General features: G+C 42.4%; 11 protein-coding genes. 9 read left to right on the top strand and 2 right to left on the bottom strand.

The features are described from left to right. Positions 1–30: 30 nt before the first annotated feature. Positions 31–4059 (bottom strand): two-component regulator propeller domain-containing protein, encoded by a 4029-nt coding sequence (locus CLIN57ABFB40_RS01960; protein ID WP_175628659.1) that lies wholly within the window; start codon positions 4057–4059, stop codon positions 31–33. 232 nt (positions 4060–4291) lie between these two features. On the opposite strand from CLIN57ABFB40_RS01960, the gene CLIN57ABFB40_RS01955 reads away from it, so the two are divergent. The 8 genes from CLIN57ABFB40_RS01955 (at position 4292) to CLIN57ABFB40_RS01920 (ending at position 17033) form a co-directional block, all read left to right on the top strand. After that, positions 4292–4894 carry an RNA polymerase sigma-70 factor gene (locus CLIN57ABFB40_RS01955; protein WP_175628658.1) on the top strand — a complete coding sequence of 201 codons (603 nt, stop codon included), beginning with the start codon at positions 4292–4294 and terminating at the stop codon, positions 4892–4894. Between the two features lie 34 nt (positions 4895–4928). Beyond that, a complete protein-coding gene (locus tag CLIN57ABFB40_RS01950; RefSeq protein ID WP_175628657.1) occupies positions 4929–5951 on the top strand; it encodes a FecR family protein in 1023 nt (340 codons plus the stop codon). Between the two features lie 259 nt (positions 5952–6210). Further along, positions 6211–9507 (top strand): TonB-dependent receptor, encoded by a 3297-nt coding sequence (locus CLIN57ABFB40_RS01945; protein ID WP_254871686.1) that lies wholly within the window; start codon positions 6211–6213, stop codon positions 9505–9507. Positions 9508–9529: 22 nt separating this feature from the next. Next, a complete protein-coding gene (locus tag CLIN57ABFB40_RS01940) occupies positions 9530–11065 on the top strand; it encodes a RagB/SusD family nutrient uptake outer membrane protein (protein WP_175628655.1) in 1536 nt (511 codons plus the stop codon). Between the two features lie 19 nt (positions 11066–11084). Further along, a complete protein-coding gene (locus tag CLIN57ABFB40_RS01935) occupies positions 11085–12416 on the top strand; it encodes a SusE domain-containing protein (protein ID WP_175628654.1) in 1332 nt (443 codons plus the stop codon). Positions 12417–12436: 20 nt separating this feature from the next. Further along, on the top strand, positions 12437–13933 hold the full coding sequence (locus tag CLIN57ABFB40_RS01930; RefSeq protein WP_175628653.1) for a DUF4832 domain-containing protein: 1497 nt from the start codon (positions 12437–12439) through the stop codon (positions 13931–13933). 15 nt (positions 13934–13948) lie between these two features. Further along, on the top strand, positions 13949–15403 hold the full coding sequence (locus CLIN57ABFB40_RS01925; protein WP_254871685.1) for a hypothetical protein: 1455 nt from the start codon (positions 13949–13951) through the stop codon (positions 15401–15403). Between the two features lie 79 nt (positions 15404–15482). Then, the gene (locus CLIN57ABFB40_RS01920) at positions 15483–17033 is read left to right on the top strand and encodes a beta-N-acetylhexosaminidase (protein WP_175628652.1); all 1551 of its coding nucleotides are present in this window, start codon (positions 15483–15485) and stop codon (positions 17031–17033) included. Between the two features lie 123 nt (positions 17034–17156). Here the strand turns inward: CLIN57ABFB40_RS01920 and CLIN57ABFB40_RS01915 are convergent, their stop codons facing one another. Beyond that, the gene (locus CLIN57ABFB40_RS01915; RefSeq protein WP_175628651.1) at positions 17157–19352 is read right to left on the bottom strand and encodes a GH92 family glycosyl hydrolase; all 2196 of its coding nucleotides are present in this window, start codon (positions 19350–19352) and stop codon (positions 17157–17159) included. 240 nt (positions 19353–19592) lie between these two features. Between CLIN57ABFB40_RS01915 and sppA the strand changes: the two genes are divergently transcribed. After that, on the top strand, positions 19593–21371 hold the full coding sequence (gene sppA, locus CLIN57ABFB40_RS01910) for a signal peptide peptidase SppA (RefSeq protein ID WP_175628650.1): 1779 nt from the start codon (positions 19593–19595) through the stop codon (positions 21369–21371). Positions 21372–21380 lie beyond the last annotated feature (9 nt).

Below are 21380 nucleotides of genomic sequence, written 5' to 3'. Positions count from 1 at the left end.
AGACAGGACAATGTTTATTCACGCCATCTGTTATTCCTCATTTTTAAGATCGGTTGCCTGAGAAAATACTGTCTTATCCGATTCCGCATATTTGCTCGGACTTACACCATAATACTTTTTAAATACTTCACGGAAATATTTTGCATCCGAAAATCCAACCATATCAGCAATCTCCGTTATCGTATATTCACCTTGCTTCAGCAACTGTGCAGCATGTTGCAAACGTATCATCCGGATATAATCAGCCGGAGCATAACCTGTCAACGCCTTGAGTTTGTTAAAGAAGCTCGTACGACTCATATGATGCCGAGTACTGAGTATTTCCACATTAAAGTCCGAATCTCCCATATTCTTCTCTATACATTCCTTGACAGAAGCTATAAATTTCCAGTCCAGAGTATTAGTGCAATTGTTCGGAAAATCCTGTTCTTCATCTTCAATGCTATTATAAACCTGACGAAGTAAAGTACGATTTGTAAGTATGTTCTTAATCGTTGCCTTGAGTATCCCCACACTGAAAGGTTTGGTAATATAAGCATCCGCCCCGATTTCCAGTCCTTCAAGCATATGCTTCTCATCCCCCAGTGCAGTCAGCAAAATGACCGGAATATGGGACATCTCAAGCTCTCCTTTTATAGTAGCGCAAAGTTCGTCTCCACTCATTTCAGGCATCATTATATCGGATATGACAAGATCCGGATTAAATTCACGTATAATAACAAGTGCATCTTTTCCATTCGGACAGGACTGAATATTATAACTCGTACTAAGCATATCCACAAGATAATTGCGCAAATCATCATTATCTTCCACTATCAGGATGCGCTGTAAGGAACTGTTTGTACGGGATATCTCCATAGCCGGCAAAGCCGAAGTCCCCCCAGGTATGATAGCCTCCGGACGTTCATTCGGTACTTTGGGAGAAATAAATTTTGCTTTATGGAGATGAGTATTTCCTTTCGGGAAAGTAATCCGTACACATGTGCCCTGACGTTCGGCACTCTGAATCTGAATCTTGCCTTTATGTAGCTTGACCAACTTGTATACCAGCATCAACCCGATTCCACTACCTGTCACTTTCAGATTGACGACATTACTTCCTCGAAAACAGTTTCTGAACAATTTCTTCTGTTCACCCGAAGGAATACCGATTCCGGTATCCTTCACCTCAATACTCCATGTATTTCCTTCCTCACAAGCGTAAATACATACACTACCGTCCTCGGGTGTATATTTCAATGCATTGGACAAGATATTCTTTAAAATGGACCCCATCTTGTCACTATCAAACCACACATTCAAATAGTCAAAATTGCTTTCATAAACAAACCTGACATGTTTCATTTCGGCATATTTGCGGAAAGTGGCGCAAACATCATTCATATAAGTATTCAGTTCATACTCGGAAACATAAAGAGTGGAAGAATAGACATCTATCCGTTCAAAATTTATCAGGTTAGTCGTCAACTGAAGTAATGTATTCACATTTTTAAGAGCCATATTCATATGGGGTAAGGCCTGTTCAGCCACCATGCGATTTTCTACAACTTCCTCCAATGGCGCCTTTATCAATGTAAGCGGTGTACGTATGTCGTGTGCCGTATTGATGAAGAAACGTGTTTTCTCATCCGACACTTTCTTTTGTTTATGCAGCATGATGACACGGAATATGCCTCCCATAACCAGCACCAACAAGATTGCATATCCTACCATCGCCCACACACTGGCCCATACAGGAGGCGTTATAACAATCTGAATGTTCCTTGTCTCGTAGGTCTTATATTTCTCTTCGTTGGATATGGCGCGAATTTGTAACGTATAGTTGCCGGGAGGCAGATTCCTGACAAGAATCCGATTATCCTGGCTCGGGCGGCTCCACTCTTTATGATAACCATAGATTTTCCATGAAAAAAGGATGTTGGAAGGATAATCATAATTAATGGAAGCTACATCAAGAGAAAACGTATTTTGCTCGTAGGCCAGTTCCAGCCGATCAGTTTCATCAATATCTTTTTCCAAAGGAGAACCTTCATCACCCGGATAAACAGGATGATAGGCTATCATAAAATCACGCAGTAACAAACGTGAATAATGCGGTTCCGGTATCTCTATATCTGTCGGAAACCTCACAGCACCGTCATTGCCTCCAAAAACAAGCGCGCTTTTGTTATAGCTCGTAGCAGAGCCTGCATTAAAATTGACACTCATCAATCCCTGTTCCCGCGTCCAGTTGCGGAAAAAGTGTCCCTCTGGTGAATAAATCGTTATACTATTCTCCGTACCCATCAGGAGACTCCCGTCCTGACGCGGAAGAATTGTATAAATATTGTCGGAGAGCAGTGCACAATTGTCACTTCGGTATTGATGAATAAATTTTTTCTTATTAATGTCATAAACAAGAAGTCCAGCTCCACGGGTACCGATATACAGGATTCCATCTTCTCTTTGGTATAATGCACATATATAGAGAGATTCAACGGGCAGGTCGATATACTGGTAAACTCCGGATTGTTTGTCAAGCAGGTAGAGTCCCATTCGCGTGCCAATCCACATCTGCTGGGAGTCTTTCTCCTGAATGGTGGTGATAGAACTTACTCCTGGATATAAGCGCACTCCTTTAGTCTCAAGATTGATGCGTTTCAAGTGATAATACCCACCGGACCAGATATCACCTGCCGAGTCTTTTTTTATGTCAAAAATATATTGGTCCGGACGTACTCCCGCAATAGCAGCAGGAGAAAGATAGCTTATCTTAAAACCTTTATTCTTCTCTATCTTATAAATGCCCGATGTAAAACCACCAACCCATATCACACCGGGTGAGACTTCACACAGTGCTAAAAAGATGTGATTTTCATCATCCGGCACCGGATCAAAAGAGCTAAAGAAAGAACGCCATTCTTTTGTCGCAGTCTGATAAAGACTGATACCGTTACTGGTTGCAAACCAAAGGTCACCATCACTGTCTTCCATCACGTCATGAACCTGGTCGTTCACCAATGAGTGGTTGTTACCGAGAGAATGCCTTATCAAGTCGTAACTTCCATAACGATTGTTACGAACAGTAATGCCGGTAGGATAATTGGCAAGCCAAATACGTTCTTCTTCATCCACATAGATGTCATTGATATTATTTCCGTTCATCCCGTTATAACTGCTATAATCGGCCGTTATATAAGGTTCACTCATACAGGTATTCACATCCAGCTTATATACACCTTTTCCACCTGTGGCTACCAAAAGTTCATGGGAATTCAAAGCTACAATCTGGTTTACTTCTACGTTATTGGGTGATTGACAGGGAATGATTTTTCCTGTTCCACCCATGTCATATATAAGTATTCCCTCTTTATAGTTCCCCACAAACAGTTGTTTTGAGACGGCATGGTAATAGAGTTCATGTACCGATGTAGCGATACTTTCCACCGCTTCGTCAGAAACCAGTTTCAATTCTCCCTCTTCTATCCTGGCACGAAACAGACCACTTCCCGTACCGATAAAGAAATGATTGCCATCCACCTGTTCAATGGCAGTTATTTCACCAATAACCGGCGCCGATATATACAAGGTCTTTCCAGTATGGATATTATACCAGGTGATGCTGTCTTTACAGCATAGCCATATACGGTCATTCTTGTCCAAATAACCGTAATTCAGAAATGCCTGCGACTTATTTCTGATCAGCTCCGGGTGCACATAAACCAATTCAAATTTATCATGTTGCGAATCATATCTGAAAATACGACCTTTCTGACCAATTACCCATAATACATTTCCGCTGTCCATGTAAAGCCAGTTTAAGGCAATCCGTGAATCCAGCGTCATACTGTCGTCCGAAAAGTTGTAATGCTTGATATGTTTGCCATCATAACGGTCTATCCCCTCCTGAGTCAGAAACCACATATACCCTCGTTGGTCTTTTTGAATATGGTATATTTTCTGATTATTCAAACCATCTTCCAATCCTATGTACTTATAAATTTGCCCTTTGCTTACAGTACTACTTATGAGAAGAAGCACAAATAATAAACATCTTCTCATTTTTTCAAAACTACTCATGTCTTTCACAAATATTCAATAATTCCCTGCAAAAATATGAGAAAAATAATTAAAACGCAAGACATAAATGTATTCATTTTCAATCAGTAACCAAGATTATTTTTCATATCCCCTGTTTTTAGTTTGTGAAAGAATATATCATAAATGAAAATGGGGAGAGAGTATTTTTCCTCTAATTAATTTGCATCTTTCAATATATTATCCGAATATTGCAGAGATGAAAAAGCACACCATGAATCCAGTTGATGAAAAAATCATAATAAAAAAACTAAAGGCAGGAGACAATGAGGCATACAAGTATTTGTATGACTATCATTATGTTGCTCTCTGCAAACTTAGTTATTATATGCTGAAAGACAAGATACAAGCAGAAATCATAGTCAGTGATGTAATTTTTCACTTATGGGAGGTTCGGGAAAATTTGGAGCTTGCTCCTCCCCTGCGCAATTACTTAATTATAGCCGTACGTAATAAATGCCTGAATTATCTGGCTCTCAAACAACAAGAAGTGGAAATCCGCTTTTCTGCTATGGAACGGGCAGGAATCCAACTGCAAAATATCATTCCGGACAATCAGCAGCCTCTAGGTACATTGTTAGAGAAAGAACTGGAACATAAAATTCAGGAAGCGATTCAAAAACTCCCCCCTGTCTGCAAGCAGGTATTTATGATGAGCCGCTTCCGGGAAATGAGTTACGAAGAAATTTCCCAAGAACTTGGCATTTCCGTCAACACGGTTAAATATCACATAAAGAGCGCATTAGTAGTACTCAAAAGAGAACTCGGAACTTTTTTATGCATTTTTCTCGCTTTTTACCCTACCCTCTTATTCTAAAAAACTGTAGTATATATAAAGGCAATCATTATTTATGGATGAACAATCACTACATACGGACACAGTCAACGATTGGATTACCGGATATCTGACAAATAGCCTGACACCGGAAGAAATGCAATCATTGCAAGAATGGCTGAATGTTTCGGAAGAAAACAGAAAATATTTCTCCGATATGCAGGAAGTATGGATAGCCGCTTCGGACGAAACAGACGATAGAAGCTTCAACAAAGAAAGAGCTTATCAACTATTCTTGAAACAAATCGAAGCTACTACCCGACAAGCTATCAATAAACGCAAGGCTTTCCAACTTCACCCGTGGATGTATGCTGCCGCAATGATTATCATTGTCTTTATTTGCGGAACGATTGCTTTTCAGATAGGAAAGAGTGTTATCCGCAATCAATTGACCCAGATCTCTATTGAAGCCCCGTATGGTTCAAAAACCAAATTATACCTTCCGGACGGAACGCTGGTCTGGCTCAATGCAGGTTCGAAAATGAGTTATGCGCAGGACTTTGGTATCAACGAACGGGCACTGAATCTTACCGGAGAAGCTTATTTCGAAGTAACCAAGAATAAACATATTCCTTTTAAAGTACATACTGATGAACTGGACGTAAAGGTATTAGGAACCAAATTCAATTTCAGAAATTATCAGGACGACCTGGAAGCGAAAGTTTGTTTGCTCGAAGGTAAAGTGGCTCTCAGCACCCAACAAAAGGAAACAATACTTCACCCAGACCAACAAGCCCTATTAGATAAAAAGACCGGCAAATTATTGATTTCAAGTACTAAAGCTGCTTACAGTGCCGAATGGACAAACGACCGTCTCTATTTCGATGAAGCGTTGCTCCCCGATATTGTGAAGGAACTGGAAAGAAGCTACAATATAAAAATCACTATTGCAGACGCTGCGCTAAACTCCGTCCGTTTCTATGGTAACTTCCGCAGAAGGGAACAGAGTATCCGGGAAATTATGGATGTACTATCATCTACCGATAAAATGACTTATACCATTGAAGGAAAAAATATTGTGATCACACTTCCTGAATGAGACTGAATGTTAAACCTTTTAAAACTTAAAAGAATATGAAAAGCAACTTTGAAAAAACATGATTTTACTCTCCCTGATAGAAATAAAAAAAGGTCAGGTTCCTTTCCAACCCCTGACCCCTTTTGACTTTCTGTCTTAAAAGCCACAGTGACTTTATTGATGAAAGCTTAGGCAAATATAAATAAAATCCTAAACTTCTCATCCTATTTATCAATTATTTATTCATTGACTTATGAAAAGTAAGAAAAAAGTTTTTTTCATGGTCCTGCTCATGCTATGTCTTCATCTGAGCTCATTTGCGCAGCATATCAGTATGCAGTTGAAGAACGTGACAGTAAAACAGGCCATTGAAACCATACAGAAGCAGAATGGATATTCATTTACATTTGCGGCAAGCGATCTGAATACCCAGAAGATTATTACGGTAACAGCCAGGAACCTACCTATAGAGAAGGTAGTGGAACAGATTTTAATAGGACAAAATGTTAGTTATACAGTTCAAGGTAAAGACATCATTATAAAAAAGAAAAGTAACCAAGCCGCACAACAAAAGAAAAAAAGTACGATCAGCGGAATAATCACAGACAATTACGGAGAACCGATCATCGGTGCCAATATCAAAGAAAAAAATGGTACGAATGGGACTATCTCCGATATTGACGGAAAGTTTCAGCTCACTGTCGACGAAGGTAGTAGCGTGCAAATATCTTACTTGGGATATCTAACGCAGGAAGTGAATACCAGGAACAAAACGCATCTGGCTATCTCAATGAAAGAAGACGCACAGGCGTTGGATGAAGTTGTCGTTGTGGGGTACGGAACGATGAAGAAAAGAGACTTGACCGGTGCCATTTCTTCTATCAAAATGGATGAAACTCCCGTGCAGACCTTCACGACGGTCAGCCATGCGTTAGCCGGAAAAGCAGCAGGTCTGCAAGTAGTGCAGACGAGTGCACAGGTAGGCGGCGGCAGTAGTTTCAATATACGTGGCGCAGCCTCCGTCGGCGCCGGGAACGATCCGCTTATCATCATTGACGGTTTTCCCGTTTCTTCCAGTTCCACACTTGGTTCGGGCAATCGTTACGAAGCGGGGCAAACCGATAATATTCTCGAATCTATCAATCCGAATGACATTGAGTCGATAGAGGTTCTGAAAGACGCCAGTTCTACCGCTATCTACGGTGCAAGAGCCGGACACGGTGTGATTATCGTTACTACCAAACGGGGAAAAGAAGGAAAAGCAAGCGTCAACTACTCCGCCAATGTATCTGTGCAAAGAATGAAAAACTCATTCAAGATGTTGAACGGGCAGGACTATATGTATCAGACCAACCGATATTATCACGAGCTATGGCTGAAAGAAAAAGGAGAAGGCATTTACGAGGATTATATGATTCCGAATGATGATGCGGCGGACTTTAAACCCAGATACTCGAACGACCAGATACTCAACGCACCGACAGTTCCCTGGTTTGACGAAATCACACGTACCGGACTTATGCATCAGCATAATGTTTCTATAAACGGGGGAACGGAAAAAACGAAATATATGGCTTCTATCAACTACCTCAACCACTCCGGCGTAGTGAAGAATAATGATATGGAGCGCTTCACCGCAAAAATAAACTTGGACCAGCAGATTTCCAAGTACGTAAAGGCCGGATTGTCTTTCAATATCAGCCGTAATAACTACGACAATGTACCTTTGGGAAACGGTGAGAATGAAAACTCAGGTATCATCACTGCTGCCGTGGCCTTTAATCCGACTGTTCCCGTCAGAGATGAAGAAGGGAACTACTCGGCTAATCCTCTGATGCCTCAACTTCCTAATCCGGTTTCTCTCCTGGAGATTAATGACAAAACCGTCAAGGAACGATTGTTGGGTTCGGCTTATATAGAAGTGGAACCTATCAAGGGACTGAAACTAAAAGCCAATTTGGGTATTGACCGAAAATACCAGAAAAGAAAAACTTATCTCCCGAAAACCACTCAATACGGGGCGGCAGTCAACGGTCAGGCATATTTAGCACAGGAAGATAACAACGACTATTTAATGGACCTGACAGCCAATTATCAAAAGACATTCGGCGAACATAGTTTCAATGTTCTTTTCGGTTATTCCTATCAGAAGTTCAACACCGAAGGAATGAGTGCGGGCAATCAGGATTTTATCAATGATTCATTCCTGTACAATAATCTGGGAGCAGGAAATTATAGCCGCCCGCCAGTAGGTTCGTACGCTTCAGTCAGCAGTTTGAGTTCTTACTTCGGACGTTTTAATTATTCGTGGAAGGAAAAATACCTGCTCACCGCTACCCTTCGTGCCGACGGCGCTTCCAACTTTGCCAAAGGACATCAATGGGGCTATTTTCCTTCCGTATCCGCCGGCTGGCGTTTCTCCGAAGAAAAATTCATCAAGAGTTTTTCCTCTGACTTCCTTTCAAATGGTAAACTGCGCTTAAGTTGGGGACAAACCGGTAATTATAATGTAGGCAACGGGGCTCTCGACTACTATGGAGCAGACCCATGGTATGGCAGCCAATTTGGTGATTCACAGCACGTAGGTATCTATGTGTCACAATTAGGTAACCCAAATCTGACGTGGGAAACGACAACCGAATTTAATATCGGTCTGGACCTGGGATTCTTCAACAACCGGATCAACCTGACCGCCGAATATTTTCAGCGTACAATCTCCGACTTGCTGGTAAAAAATAAAACAATCCCTCACTACAATGAAGTGAAAACCATTGCAGCCAACATCGGTTCGACTCAAAGCAACGGTGTGGAACTGACTCTGAATACGCAGAATATTCAGACTGCACAATTTGCATGGAACACCGACTTAACATTCTCAACGTATAACGACCGTTGGAAAGAACGCGACCCGAACTGGAAACCCGCTGCCTACCAGAAAGAACAGGACCCGATTCGCGGAGTCTTTGCCTACATAGCCAACGGACTGTTGCAACCCGGTGAGGAAGCCCCCGCCCACCAGCCGCAACTTCTTCCCGGACAAGTGAAACTCAAGAATATAAATGGAGACGATAAACTGAATGAGGAAGATATGGTCTTAATCGGACGCAATGACCCCAAATTCATTTTCGGTTTCAACAACAATTTTTCATATAAGAATTTCGACCTTAATATATATATGTATGGACAGGTAGGAAAAATTGCCGGAGCAAACAGTTATTACGACGCCTGGGGTTCTTATGGAAACCGCATCAAACTGGGACAGAATGTACCCGTCTCTTTCAAGGATGCCTGGAGTTCGGACAACCAGACAAGTACACGCCCCAGCTTCATCGAGTCGGCTTATGGTACCGGTGATCTGTTTCTCCAGAAAATTTCATTCCTGCGTATCAGAAATATCACATTAGGCTACACCGTGCCAATCAGTAAAAGTATCTGTAACCGACTGCGAGTATATGCTGACGTCAATAATCCATGTGTATGGACCAACTGGAAAGGTCAAGATCCGGAAACAGACAGTAATACGAATGCATATCCCAACGTCACTAGTTTTAGCATCGGAGTAGATATTTCATTCTAAATAAATCTAAAAAGAATTGAACATGAAAAGAATTACAAAACTTATATATCTTGCTCTCGGAAGCTGCCTCATCGCAGGACTGAACGCTTCATGCGAACTCGTCTCCGAGAACTATGGTGATATCAATACCAGTATCTTCCCAAAAACGGCAGAAGACGCTGACGCTATCACAACGTCTGCCGCATACGCCACCTTTAAAAATAGTGGCTATGGTGGTCTGTTCAATATAGCAACGGGCATACAAATCGTCAGCGACGAGGCAGGTGATTACGGAATGTGTAACTGGGGCTGGGACCATATCAACTATGCCAACTGGAACACCCTCAAGATATCCGGCTCCGGTAGCTGGCTGACCGTCGAGAGCTACGCTTATGTAAACGATATCAGTAAAATGACTCTGACTATCGACCGGTTGAACGGTATTGAAATGGACGATGCCCTCAAACAGCAATACATCGCTGAACTCCGTATGGGTAGGGGGTGGCTGGCATACCTTCTCTACGATTTCTACGGTCCAATCCCCATTGCCGACCTGGAAACACTCAAGAATCCCATGGCTGAGAAAATTCTCCCCCGACTCAGTGAAGAAGAAATGCAAACCTATATCGAGACTGAACTTACAGAAGCAAGCAAAGTACTGCCTGCCAACTACAAAAAGGGTGATAAGAACTATGGTCGTTTTACAGCCGGATTGGCACATACCGTTTTGTTAAAACTCTATATGCTTACCAAGCAATGGGACAAGGCGGAAGCAGAGGGACGCGAACTGATGAAACCTGAATACGGTTTCGAACTTGTGCCCGAATACAAAGATATATTCACGCTGGCAAATGAGAAGAACCCTGAAATTATCTGGGCTTGCCAATGTGCCAAAGGATACCAGGAACATAAATGGCAACCTCATGTATTACCCAACGATTATAATTTCACCTCTTATCTGGATAAAATGACCAAATGGAACGGATATAAAATCTCATGGGACTTTATGCAGACCTTTGATCCGGCAGACAGACGTTTGCTGACTATTGCATACGAATATACCAGTAAAGACGGAGTGGTACATAATGAAAAGAATGACAGGCCGGATCCTTCCGCCCAATTATATTTAGGAGCAGTTCCATTGAAATATGAATTTGATCCGGATTGTACGGGAGAAGACTCACAGATAGACTGGATTATCTATCGGTATGCCGATGTGCTCACTTTGACAGCAGAGGCTATTGTACGCAACAAGAATGCCGTAACGCAGGAAGCTGTTAATATACTTAATGAAGTGCGTACCCGCTCGCTTCCCGGAAAAGGATACAGTCTGCAAGATTTGAACAGTGTGGATAAATTTCTGAAAGCCGTATTGGACGAAAGAGGTTGGGAGTTATATTTCGAAGGAAATCGCCGCCAAGACCTGATCCGCTATGGATTATTTGTGGAAGCTATCAAAAAGAAGGCTCAATCAATGGGTAAACAAACACTTGTGGATGAAGACCGTTACCGCTTCCCTATTCCACAAGATATTATTGATGAAGGTAAGGGAATAATCAAACAGAACCCCGGTTATTAATCACTGAAAAGAAAAAAACATGAAAAAGTTAATTTATAGCATCATCGGACTACTAATGTTCGCCGGTTGCGAAGATGATTATAAGACCGACATCACAATTCCAATGTCGGGCATATATCTGAGTTCTCCCGCCGAAGGAGCAACTATGGACTTAAATGATGAAAGTAAAGATTCATACGAGTTTACTTGGGATAAGGCTTCGGAACAAGGTTCCGTACTGATATTCAGCACTACCAAAGACCTTGTGAAACAGGTTACCGTAGAAGTAGGGACAAAGACTAGTTGCAATATATCAGCACTGGTTATTAACCAATTACTTTCCAAGTTAGATATTAAATCCGGAAATGAGAGACTCATTTACTGGACTGTAAAAGATAAAAACAACCAGACTGCCGCCGCATCAGAAGTTCGTACGCTACAAGCCAGACGAATGAAAAGCGTCTTGCTTGCTCCTGAAGATATGTCGACAACCACTTTATTAGCAAACGCTACACAAACCAAAATGAAATTTGAATGGGACGCTTCAGGAACCGGTAATGACACAGAGTGTACGGTACTCCTTTCTTTAAATCCGGAAATGGACAACTTCGTAGAACTGCCGACCAAAGGAACAGGAAATATCTCGATCACCCACGAAGAAATGGAACAGACAATCGAGAAGTTGTCTATCGAACGTTACCGAACCAACACTATTTATTGGAATGTACGTAACAATACAGATCAGTCACTTATTTCGCGTGTCGCCAACACATTATACACAAACGACATGATGCGTCTTGTCGACAAACGTGGAGATGAGACGATCACTTATCCCGTAGTCCGCGTGACATTCTCCGACGGAACTTCGCAAGTGTGGACAGCCCAAAATCTGAATACTACCAGATACCCGGATGGAACGGAAATCGAAGCCGAATATTACAGATATGCTCCCGAATCCCTCGGAGAGGACTGGATCAAAGCAATCGGTACCTATTACAGTTTTGTGATTCGCGACCGGATTATCCCGAAAGGCTGGAGAATACCGACCGAAGCCGAATGGAATTATTTATTCTCCGAAGCTGGGAAGAATGGCGGGTATAATGTTCTTAAAGATCCTGTCTATTATTATAAAGATCCTACCGGCCAGGAACATCTGAATGAATGGGGACTGAGCTTTACTTCAGCAGGTACATGGAACTTGGATAGGGACGCAATCGAACTGGCTCAGGAAAAATTCTACTTTATGGCCGCCGACTTGGGCGATCCCGCAACCTGGAACGATCCCTGGCGAGCTTTAATCCATGACAACAGCGAAACATTATGGGTATCCTGGGCTAAAGGAACCGTCATGCGCTATATCTATGCAGAATAACTAATAAAACATGAATCATTATGAAAAGATATTACTTTCAAATATTACTGGCGTGTTGTCTGACGCTATTTGCCGGATGTTCCGATTCCGATTCGGAATCCGGTCAGAACGGCATACCCAAAGGTTCAAAAGCTATTGACCTGCAACAAGACAGAAGTGGTCTGCTACGTAATCCCTGTATGGGTTGGGGCCTTTATGACGATGCAGTCGGCAATGTATCCAATGCAGAAGAGTATTGGGCTGCACAAGACGAAGCTGCACGCAACTATGCATCTTTCTTCTATATACGCTGGCGTTGGTCGGAAATGGAACCGGAGGAAGGAAAATATGCCTGGATCTATGACGAGAACTATAAAAAACTGATTCAAGGGGCGCTCGACCGGGGATTGAAGTTATGTTTCCGTATCTATGACAACGGACAGGATAACATCCGCCAAGGTACTCCCGAATATGTCCGCACTGCAGGCGCCCGAGGATATGAAGTCGAAGGACAAAATAGCGCCAAACTATGGACTCCTTATGCCGACGATCCTATCTTTCAGCAGAAATATGAAAAGTTTGTCGCAGCATTCGCCAAAGAGTATGATAACCCGGATATCGTAGATTTTATTGATGGACACTCTTTGGGCTGGTGGGGCGAAGGCTCACATATCGAATACCTGAATTCTGACAAGAAGAAAGAGACTTTCGACTGGTTTACAACGATGTATTCCAAGAACTTCAAGAATATCATTCTGGTATTACCCTATAATAGTGAAATCGGATTCAATACGGAAAAAGAAATTGCTATCGACCAAAAAGGATATGGATTACGCAGAGACGGCCTGGGAAGTATGTGGTTTACTGAAAATGACGAGAAAGTAGCGAACGAAATGTACGGAAAAGTTTTAATGGTGGGCGAATGTGCTTACTGGGGAGGATATACGGCTGCTTACGAACCGTACAAAAATGATACGAAATTCTCTTTCAAATCATGGAAAGATGTATATAATCAGAGTTTCGACCATGCCCAGACTTATCATTTCAACACACTCGACCTAAGGACGATTACCGAAACAAAGGGGTGGACGGGACTGGCACCGGAACTTGTCCGCAAATTCGTTCTGAACGGAGGATACAGGGTATATCCTACTTATGTAATCATGCCTTATGAAGCCTCAGCAGGTCAAACCGTATCTATCTCCCATTCATGGAGAAACACCGGATATGGTTACTTGCCGAATAACATGAAGAACTGGAACTATAAGTACAAACCGACCTTTGCCTTGTTCGACGAGAGCGGCAAACTGGTAAAATCATGGATTGACGAGGATGCCGAACCTTCGCAATGGTTGTCCAACCAACGGAAAAACTATACTTATGAGGTTTCCCTCGATGGTATTTCCAAAGGCAATTACCAATGGGCGGTAGCTATTGTGGACAAGACCAAAGATAACAAACCGGGTATCAATATCAGTATCAAAGATAAGGAGAAGAAGGACGGGTGGACGTTTATCAGTGAGATGACTATTAAATAAATGAGCCGATAAAATATGAAACATATACATTTATATCTATTTGCACTTATCTCCGTGCTCCTTGCAGGCTGCTCGCACCCCTATCAAAAGGTAGAGTTGCAGGAAGACACCGTATCATTGCTTCGCAACCCTTGTATGGGTTGGGGAGTATATGACGACGCTAATGATGAAGTACAAAACGCGGATATTTACTGGGCTGCCCAAGACAAGGCAGCCCGTCAATATGCTTCCTTCTTTTATGTACGCTGGAGGTGGTCGGACATGGAACCGGAGGAAGGCAAGTACGCCTGGCTGTATGATGAAAATTACAAGAAACTGATACAGGGTGCCTTAGACCGTGGATTGAAACTCAGCTTCCGTATTTACGACAACGGACAGGATAACCTGCGTGCCGGAACTCCTGACTACGTACGCCGTGCCGGAGCAAAAGGATATACCGTAAAAGGACTGAAAGGTGATCTTTGGACACCTTATCCGGATGACCCGGTTTTTCAGGAAAAACTGGAAAAGTTTGTCAAAGCCTTTGCCAGGGAATATGATAATCCGGATATCGTAGACTTTGTAGACGGATACAGCCTTGGTTGGTGGGGAGAATGTCATCATGTGGTTCTGCAAGACCAAAGCAAATTCGAGCAAGTGTTCGACTGGTTCACAACCCTCTATTCCACTCACTTCAAGCACGTGATTCTTGCGCTCCCCTTCGGCAGCCAAATCGGTTTTGACACCGAAAAACGAATTGCAATCGACGGAAAAGGATATGGCATGAGAAGAGACGGATTGGGAAGTATGTGGTTCAGTGATGAAGAAAGGAAAATCGTTGCGGATATGTATGGAAAGACACTTCTTATCGGAGAATCCTGTTACTGGGGATGTTCCACCGATGATTGCACTCCATTCAGCTCGGATACACGTTATCGGATGAATACATGGAGGGATGTGTACGAGCAGACTTATCAACATGCCATTGAAGGACATTTCAATACGTTGGATTTACGAGAGATTCCCGAAACAAAAGGATGGACCGAACGGGCAAATGACTTGGTAAAGAAGTTTATCGTCCAAGGAGGATACCGGATATATCCGTGCAACGTATCATTGCCTGTCCGTGCCAAAGCCAATTCGACAGCCACCATTTTACACGAATGGAAAAATACAGGAAACGGTTATCTGCCTAACAATATGCCCAACTGGAATTATAAATATAAACCGGCTTTTGCATTGTTTGACCAACAAGGGAGTCTTGTGCAAACATGGGTAGATGATAATGCGGAACCTTCGGACTGGCTGCATAATACGGTACATTCTTATACTTATCCAGTTACTTTCACCGATATTCCGAAAGGTACTTATCAATGGGCTGTGGCTATCGTCGACCAGACGAAAGACCAACAGCCGGGGATTAAACTGGCAATCAAAGATAACCCCAAAAAAGAAGGCTGGTTTCTACTCAATAAGATAACTATCCAATAAATAAAAAACAGGAGGTGTGTCACCGCTCAAAGGTATCCGTCATTTAGCATTGACACATCTCCCTCTAAAAAACAATGATATGAGAATTACATATATACTCATCTTCCTGCTGGCAGCAACTCTCTTTTCATTTCCGCTCAAGGCAAAAGACTCTATCCGGCTGATACCACAGCCAGCCGATATCCGGTTACAATCCGGTACTCTCACAATATCCAGCTCAATTGATATTTCCTATTCACCGATATTAAATAAGGAAGCAACTCTACTAAGTAAGTATTTACAGGAATCAGAGCTAACTACACAACTTCATCCCGGCAAGCTCGGTGCAATGATTCAGCTACAAATCTCCCCAACTGTTCTTCCTGCATATAAAGAAGGATATGTCCTGCAAATTTCGGATCGAAATATACAGATAAAATCGTCTTCATCCACCGGAATATTCTACGGTATCCAGACATTGCGCCAGCTCATCGGTAAATATCCAGACCACCGGCTTCCACAACTGAGCATTACCGATTATCCTAACTTCAGTTGGAGAGCTTTCATGTTGGATGAAGCACGCTATTTCAAAGGAAAAGAAGTAGTATGCCGACTGCTCGACCAAATGGCTTATTTAAAAATGAACACATTCCATTGGCACCTGACAGACGACCAGGGCTGGCGCATTGAAATCAAGAAATTTCCAAAACTTACAGAAATCGGCTCTTACCGTGATTCAAGCGAAATCAATCATTTTGAAAGTGATGTGTTCGACGGTAAACCACATAGCGGCTATTATACCCAGAAAGAGATAAAAGAAATTATCGAGTATGCCCGCGAACGTCATATCAATATTGTTCCGGAAATAGAAATGCCGGGACACGCCAGTGCCGCCATTGCTTCTTACCCCTGGCTGGGAACAAATAACGAATCTATTCAGGTGCCGGGAAAATTCGGAGTGCATTACAATGTTTACAACGTAGCCGATCCCAAAGTACTGGACGCCTTGAAAGATATCCTGACCGAAGTTATTGAATTATTCCCTTCTCCGGTAATCCATATCGGGGGCGATGAAGTGAAATATAACCAATGGAAAGAGTCTCCTGTAGTGCAGGCATATATGCAGAAGCATGCACTGCAAACACCGGCAGAACTACAAGTGCATTTCACCAACGGCATATCCAACTGGCTTTCCTCTAAAGGAAAAAGGATGATGGGCTGGAACGAAATCACGGGCAGCAAGTTGCACGAATACCAATCTTCTACCGATACTGCTATCCAAAATGAGAAGCTGGCAAAAAATGCGATTGTACATTGTTGGAAAGGAGATTATTCTTTGATTAAAGAAGCTATTGAGAATGGATATGATATAGTAAATGCTTATCACGAATATACTTATCTCGATTATGACTACAAAAAAATTCCTTTAGAGAAAGCATATCATTTCAACCCTGTACCCGAAGGGCTGACAACAGAACAGCGTATTCATGTATTAGGTGTCAGTTGCCAGATGTGGGGAGAGTTTATTCCGACCGTAGAAAGTATGGATAAACTGTTATTTCCCAGGATAGCCGCATATGCAGAAACAGGATGGAGCTTGGAAAAGAACAAGAACTTTCAGCAGTTTTCAGAAGCATTGAAAACTCATTAAAATACCAAACAAGCTCAAAACGTTCTTAAGTCATCCTAAAAGCGCCGTCACAACATGTTCTGACAAAGGATAATTCTCACTGCGATGAGTATTTTTTCTCATCGCAGTGAGAATACTTGAGAATTACTTCATCTTATACACCAACGTTCCACCTTTCACAATATCTTCATGTGATATTGAGTTCTTCGTGTAAGGTTCTCCATTCAGTGTTATGCTATCCACATACAGATGTTCTTTAGACAAGTTCTCTGCAATAACCGTGAAAGTCTTTCCATCAGCCAAATGCAATACCATCTTCGGCAATTGAGGAGCACCGAATACATATTCCCCGCTCACCGGATCTACCGGATAGAATCCCATTGCGCTAAGCATATACCAGGCTGACATCTGGCCACAGTCATCGTTGCCACAAAGTCCGTCGGGTTTATTCTTGTATTGGGTATCGAAGATTTCACGAACCAACTCTTGCGTACGTTCCGGACGACCGGCCAATGCATATAAATAAGTGACATGATGACTCGGTTCGTTGCCGTGGGCATACTGTCCGATCAAACCTGTCACATCCGACAGGCTTTCACCTTCAAGCTTAACTGTGAACAAAGAATCCAACTTGTTCAGGAAAGGTTTTTCACCACCAAACAGACTGATTAATCCCGGCACATCATGCTGTACATGCCAGGTATATTGCCATGCATTCCCCTCAGTATAGTCACCGCCAATACTTTCGGAATGTCCCAACGCACTTGGATTAAACGGAGCTTTCCAAGTTCCGTCAGCCTTACGCGGACGCATAAATTGAGTTTCCGAATCGAAGAGGTTCTTATAATAATCCGCACGTTTTGAGAAATAAGCGGCATCTTCCTCTTTTCCCATACGGCGTGCCATGTCGGCAGCGGCATAATCATCATACACTGATTCCAGGGTAGAAGATACCGATTCCGCTTTTATCAGGTCTGTTGGGAAATATCCGTATTTTGTATAAACTTCCCAGTTCGACTTCAACGGATGAGAGACTGTCTGAGTTTTCTTTATCATATTGAAAGCACGTTCGGCATCAAAGCCACGGAATCCCTTACGATAGGCCTCAGCAATAACTGATACACCGTGATTGCCAATCATACAGAAATTTTCTTTTCCCCATAATGCCCAGATAGGCAGGAAGCCCTGTACTTCACCTTGCTCTATCAACGAATTTACAAAATCATCCACACGTTCGGGAATCACTAATGTATAGAACGGATGAGCGGCACGATAGGTATCCCACAGAGAGAAGGTGGAATAGAAAGTTCCTGTTCCGGTTTTCACTATGGAGTCGGCAGCGTTACGGTACATACCGTCTACATCCGAAATCTGGTTCGGCTGGATTAGCGCATGATAAAAACAAGTATAGAAATTGGTCTTTTCATCGTCAGTACCGTCTATTTCAATACGGCTCAGATAATTATTCCATTCATTATGAACGGCAGTTTTCACTCCGTCAAAGTCCCATGCAGGAATTTCGGCTTCCAGATTCTTCTTTGCTCCATCTACGCTGGTAGTGGAAAGGGCAACTTTCATCATCAGTTCTTCACCCGGTTTCATGTCGAAAGTAGCAACGATACGTTTTCCTTTTTCTGTTTCTCCCATTGGAAGATAAAGAGAATCTACGACAGGACGATTGAATTTCATTACGAAGAAATAATCCTGATCCACCCATACGGTATTATTGACATGCCCGGTCAGTGTCTGCGCATCTTCCCAGTTTACTTCGCAACTGTTCACTTGCGAATGATACTGTTCTTCTCGCCATGCGGGTCCATGTTGCAAGTCAATCAAGACTGAAGCCGAATCGGCTTTATGATAAGTGTAACGATGCAGGGCTGCATGAATGGAAGCAGTCAGTTCCGCTTTCACCTGAGGGTCTGAAAGTTCAACCGTATAATACCCCGGAGTAGCGGCTTCTTTATCTTTTGAGAAGTGACTACGATAAGCATCCCATGCACGGGCACGTGTGCCTGTTACCGGCATCACCAGGATATCACCCAAATCCATGCACCCTGTTCCGTTCAGATGGGTCTGAGTGAATCCCCAAATCAACGTGTCCTGATAAACATACTCAGAACAGTATCGCCAACCGACTGCACCTGTTACGGGACTAGTCTGCACCATTCCGAAAGGATAACACGCACCGGGAAATGTATGACCGTTATCAGCAGCGCCAATAAAAGTATTAACATATCGGGCATAATCCTGCATTTCCATTTTTTCTGTCGGGGTGCAGGAAGAATAAAAGAATAAACCTGCCAAAGCAGCAGTCATCAAAGGGATTTTTCTTTTCATGTAAATATAGTGTTAAGTTAATGTCGCATCGTAAATCATGCCACAAAATTAAAGATTTCTTCCCATTTAAGACAAGTGTATATTGACAAATATACTTAAATATTAAACGAAAGAAGCACTGATTTATACAGATTCATTGTGATAAAACAAAAATTCGTACGACTTATTGAATAAATATCAACTCAATTATTTATCTTTGTTAGCTTAATAACAAGCTAGCGCAAAAAAACAATAAGTACAATGAAAGATTTCTTGAAATTCACACTTGCCACAGTGACAGGTATCATTTTGTCAAGTATTGTATTATTTATTATCAGCATGGTAACGCTGGTAGGTATCATGTCTGCCTCGGATACAGAAACAATAGTAAAAAAGAATTCTGTAATGATGCTCGATTTGAACGGTACGTTGGTGGAACGTACACAAGAGGATCCGTTAGGCATTTTATCACAGTTATTCGATGACGGGTCTAACACATACGGGCTGGACGACATTCTTTCATCCATCAAGAAAGCCAAAGAGAACGAAAATATCAAAGGGATTTATTTGCAGGCTAGTTCATTGGGCGCATCCTACGCTTCCTTACAGGAGATACGTAATGCGTTATTGGATTTTAAGGAAAGCGGAAAATTCATCATTGCCTATGGTGACTCTTATACTCAAGGGCTTTATTATCTGTCCAGTGTAGCTGATAAAGTATTACTTAATCCCAAAGGTATGATCGAATGGCGTGGTATCGCTTCCGCTCCTCTCTTCTACAAGGATCTGCTTCAGAAAATCGGCGTGGAAATGCAAGTATTCAAGGTAGGAACCTACAAATCTGCCGTCGAGCCGTTCATTGCTACTGAAATGAGTCCGGCCAACCGCGAACAGGTTACAGTTTTCATCAACTCCATCTGGGGACAAGTGACGGAAGGTGTAGCGGCCAGCCGTAGTCTTCCGGTCGATTCTCTCAATGCTTATGCAGACCGTATGTTAATGTTCTACCCGGCAGAAGAAAGCGTGAAATGCGGATTGGCCGATACGCTGATTTATCGCAATGACGTACGCAACTATCTCAAGCAGATGGTGGAAATAGATAAAGACGACCGTCTGCCCATAGTAGAGCTGGCAGATATGATTAATGTGAAAAAAAATGTGCCCAAAGATAAAAGCGGTAATATCGTTGCCGTTTACTATGCATCCGGTGAAATCACAGATTATCCCAGTTCCTCTGCTTCCGAAGAAGGTATCGTAGGTCCCAAAGTGAGCCGCGATTTACGTAAATTGCAAGAAGATGACGATGTGAAAGCTGTGGTACTCCGTGTTAATTCTCCGGGCGGAAGTGCTTTTGCTTCGGAACAAATCTGGCACGCAGTGAAAGAATTGAAAGCTAAAAAGCCCGTCATCGTTTCCATGGGCGATTATGCAGCGTCAGGCGGTTATTATATCTCTTGTGTAGCCGATACGATTGTTGCGGAACCTACAACGCTGACCGGCTCTATCGGCATCTTCGGAATGATTCCGAATGTCAAAGAATTAACAGAGAAAATAGGTCTGACATATGATGTGGTAAAAACCAACAAATATTCAGATTTCGGAAATATTATGCGTCCTTTCAATGAGGGTGAGAAGTCATTATTACAAATGATGATTACCCAGGGATATGACACATTTGTAGGCAGATGTGCCGAAGGACGCCATATGACAAAGGAAGCAATCGAAAAGATTGCCGAAGGACGTGTGTGGACTGGTGAAACGGCCAAAGAATTAGGATTAGTAGACGAGTTAGGAGGCATTGACAAGGCATTGGATATTGCCGTAGCCAAAGCAGGTATTGAAGGGTATACAATAGTATCCTATCCTGCCAAGCAGGATTTCCTGTCTTCTCTATTCGACGCAAAGCCGACCAATTATGTAGAATCACAACTTCTGAAAAGTAAATTAGGCGAGTATTACCAACAATTCGGCTTACTGAAAAACTTAAAAGAACAATCCATGATTCAGGCACGTATTCCATTCGAATTGAATATTAAATAAAACGTATTG

The organism is Bacteroides acidifaciens, from assembly GCF_903181435.1.
Classification (GTDB): Bacteria; Bacteroidota; Bacteroidia; order Bacteroidales; family Bacteroidaceae; genus Bacteroides.
This window is presented reverse-complemented; position numbering and strand designations above follow the sequence as displayed.

Excerpts from the sequence above, each read along its gene's own strand:
- CLIN57ABFB40_RS01960 (WP_175628659.1), bottom strand. The coding sequence starts at position 4,059 with ATGAGTAGTTTTGAAAAAATGAGAAGATGTTTATTATTTGTGCTTCTT.
- CLIN57ABFB40_RS01955 (WP_175628658.1), top strand. The coding sequence starts at position 4,292 with ATGAATCCAGTTGATGAAAAAATCATAATAAAAAAACTAAAGGCAGGA.
- CLIN57ABFB40_RS01950 (WP_175628657.1), top strand. The coding sequence starts at position 4,929 with ATGGATGAACAATCACTACATACGGACACAGTCAACGATTGGATTACC.
- CLIN57ABFB40_RS01945 (WP_254871686.1), top strand. The coding sequence starts at position 6,211 with ATGGTCCTGCTCATGCTATGTCTTCATCTGAGCTCATTTGCGCAGCAT.
- CLIN57ABFB40_RS01940 (WP_175628655.1), top strand. The coding sequence starts at position 9,530 with ATGAAAAGAATTACAAAACTTATATATCTTGCTCTCGGAAGCTGCCTC.
- CLIN57ABFB40_RS01935 (WP_175628654.1), top strand. The coding sequence starts at position 11,085 with ATGAAAAAGTTAATTTATAGCATCATCGGACTACTAATGTTCGCCGGT.
- CLIN57ABFB40_RS01930 (WP_175628653.1), top strand. The coding sequence starts at position 12,437 with ATGAAAAGATATTACTTTCAAATATTACTGGCGTGTTGTCTGACGCTA.
- CLIN57ABFB40_RS01925 (WP_254871685.1), top strand. The coding sequence starts at position 13,949 with ATGAAACATATACATTTATATCTATTTGCACTTATCTCCGTGCTCCTT.
- CLIN57ABFB40_RS01920 (WP_175628652.1), top strand. The coding sequence starts at position 15,483 with ATGAGAATTACATATATACTCATCTTCCTGCTGGCAGCAACTCTCTTT.
- CLIN57ABFB40_RS01915 (WP_175628651.1), bottom strand. The coding sequence starts at position 19,352 with ATGAAAAGAAAAATCCCTTTGATGACTGCTGCTTTGGCAGGTTTATTC.
- sppA (WP_175628650.1), top strand. The coding sequence starts at position 19,593 with ATGAAAGATTTCTTGAAATTCACACTTGCCACAGTGACAGGTATCATT.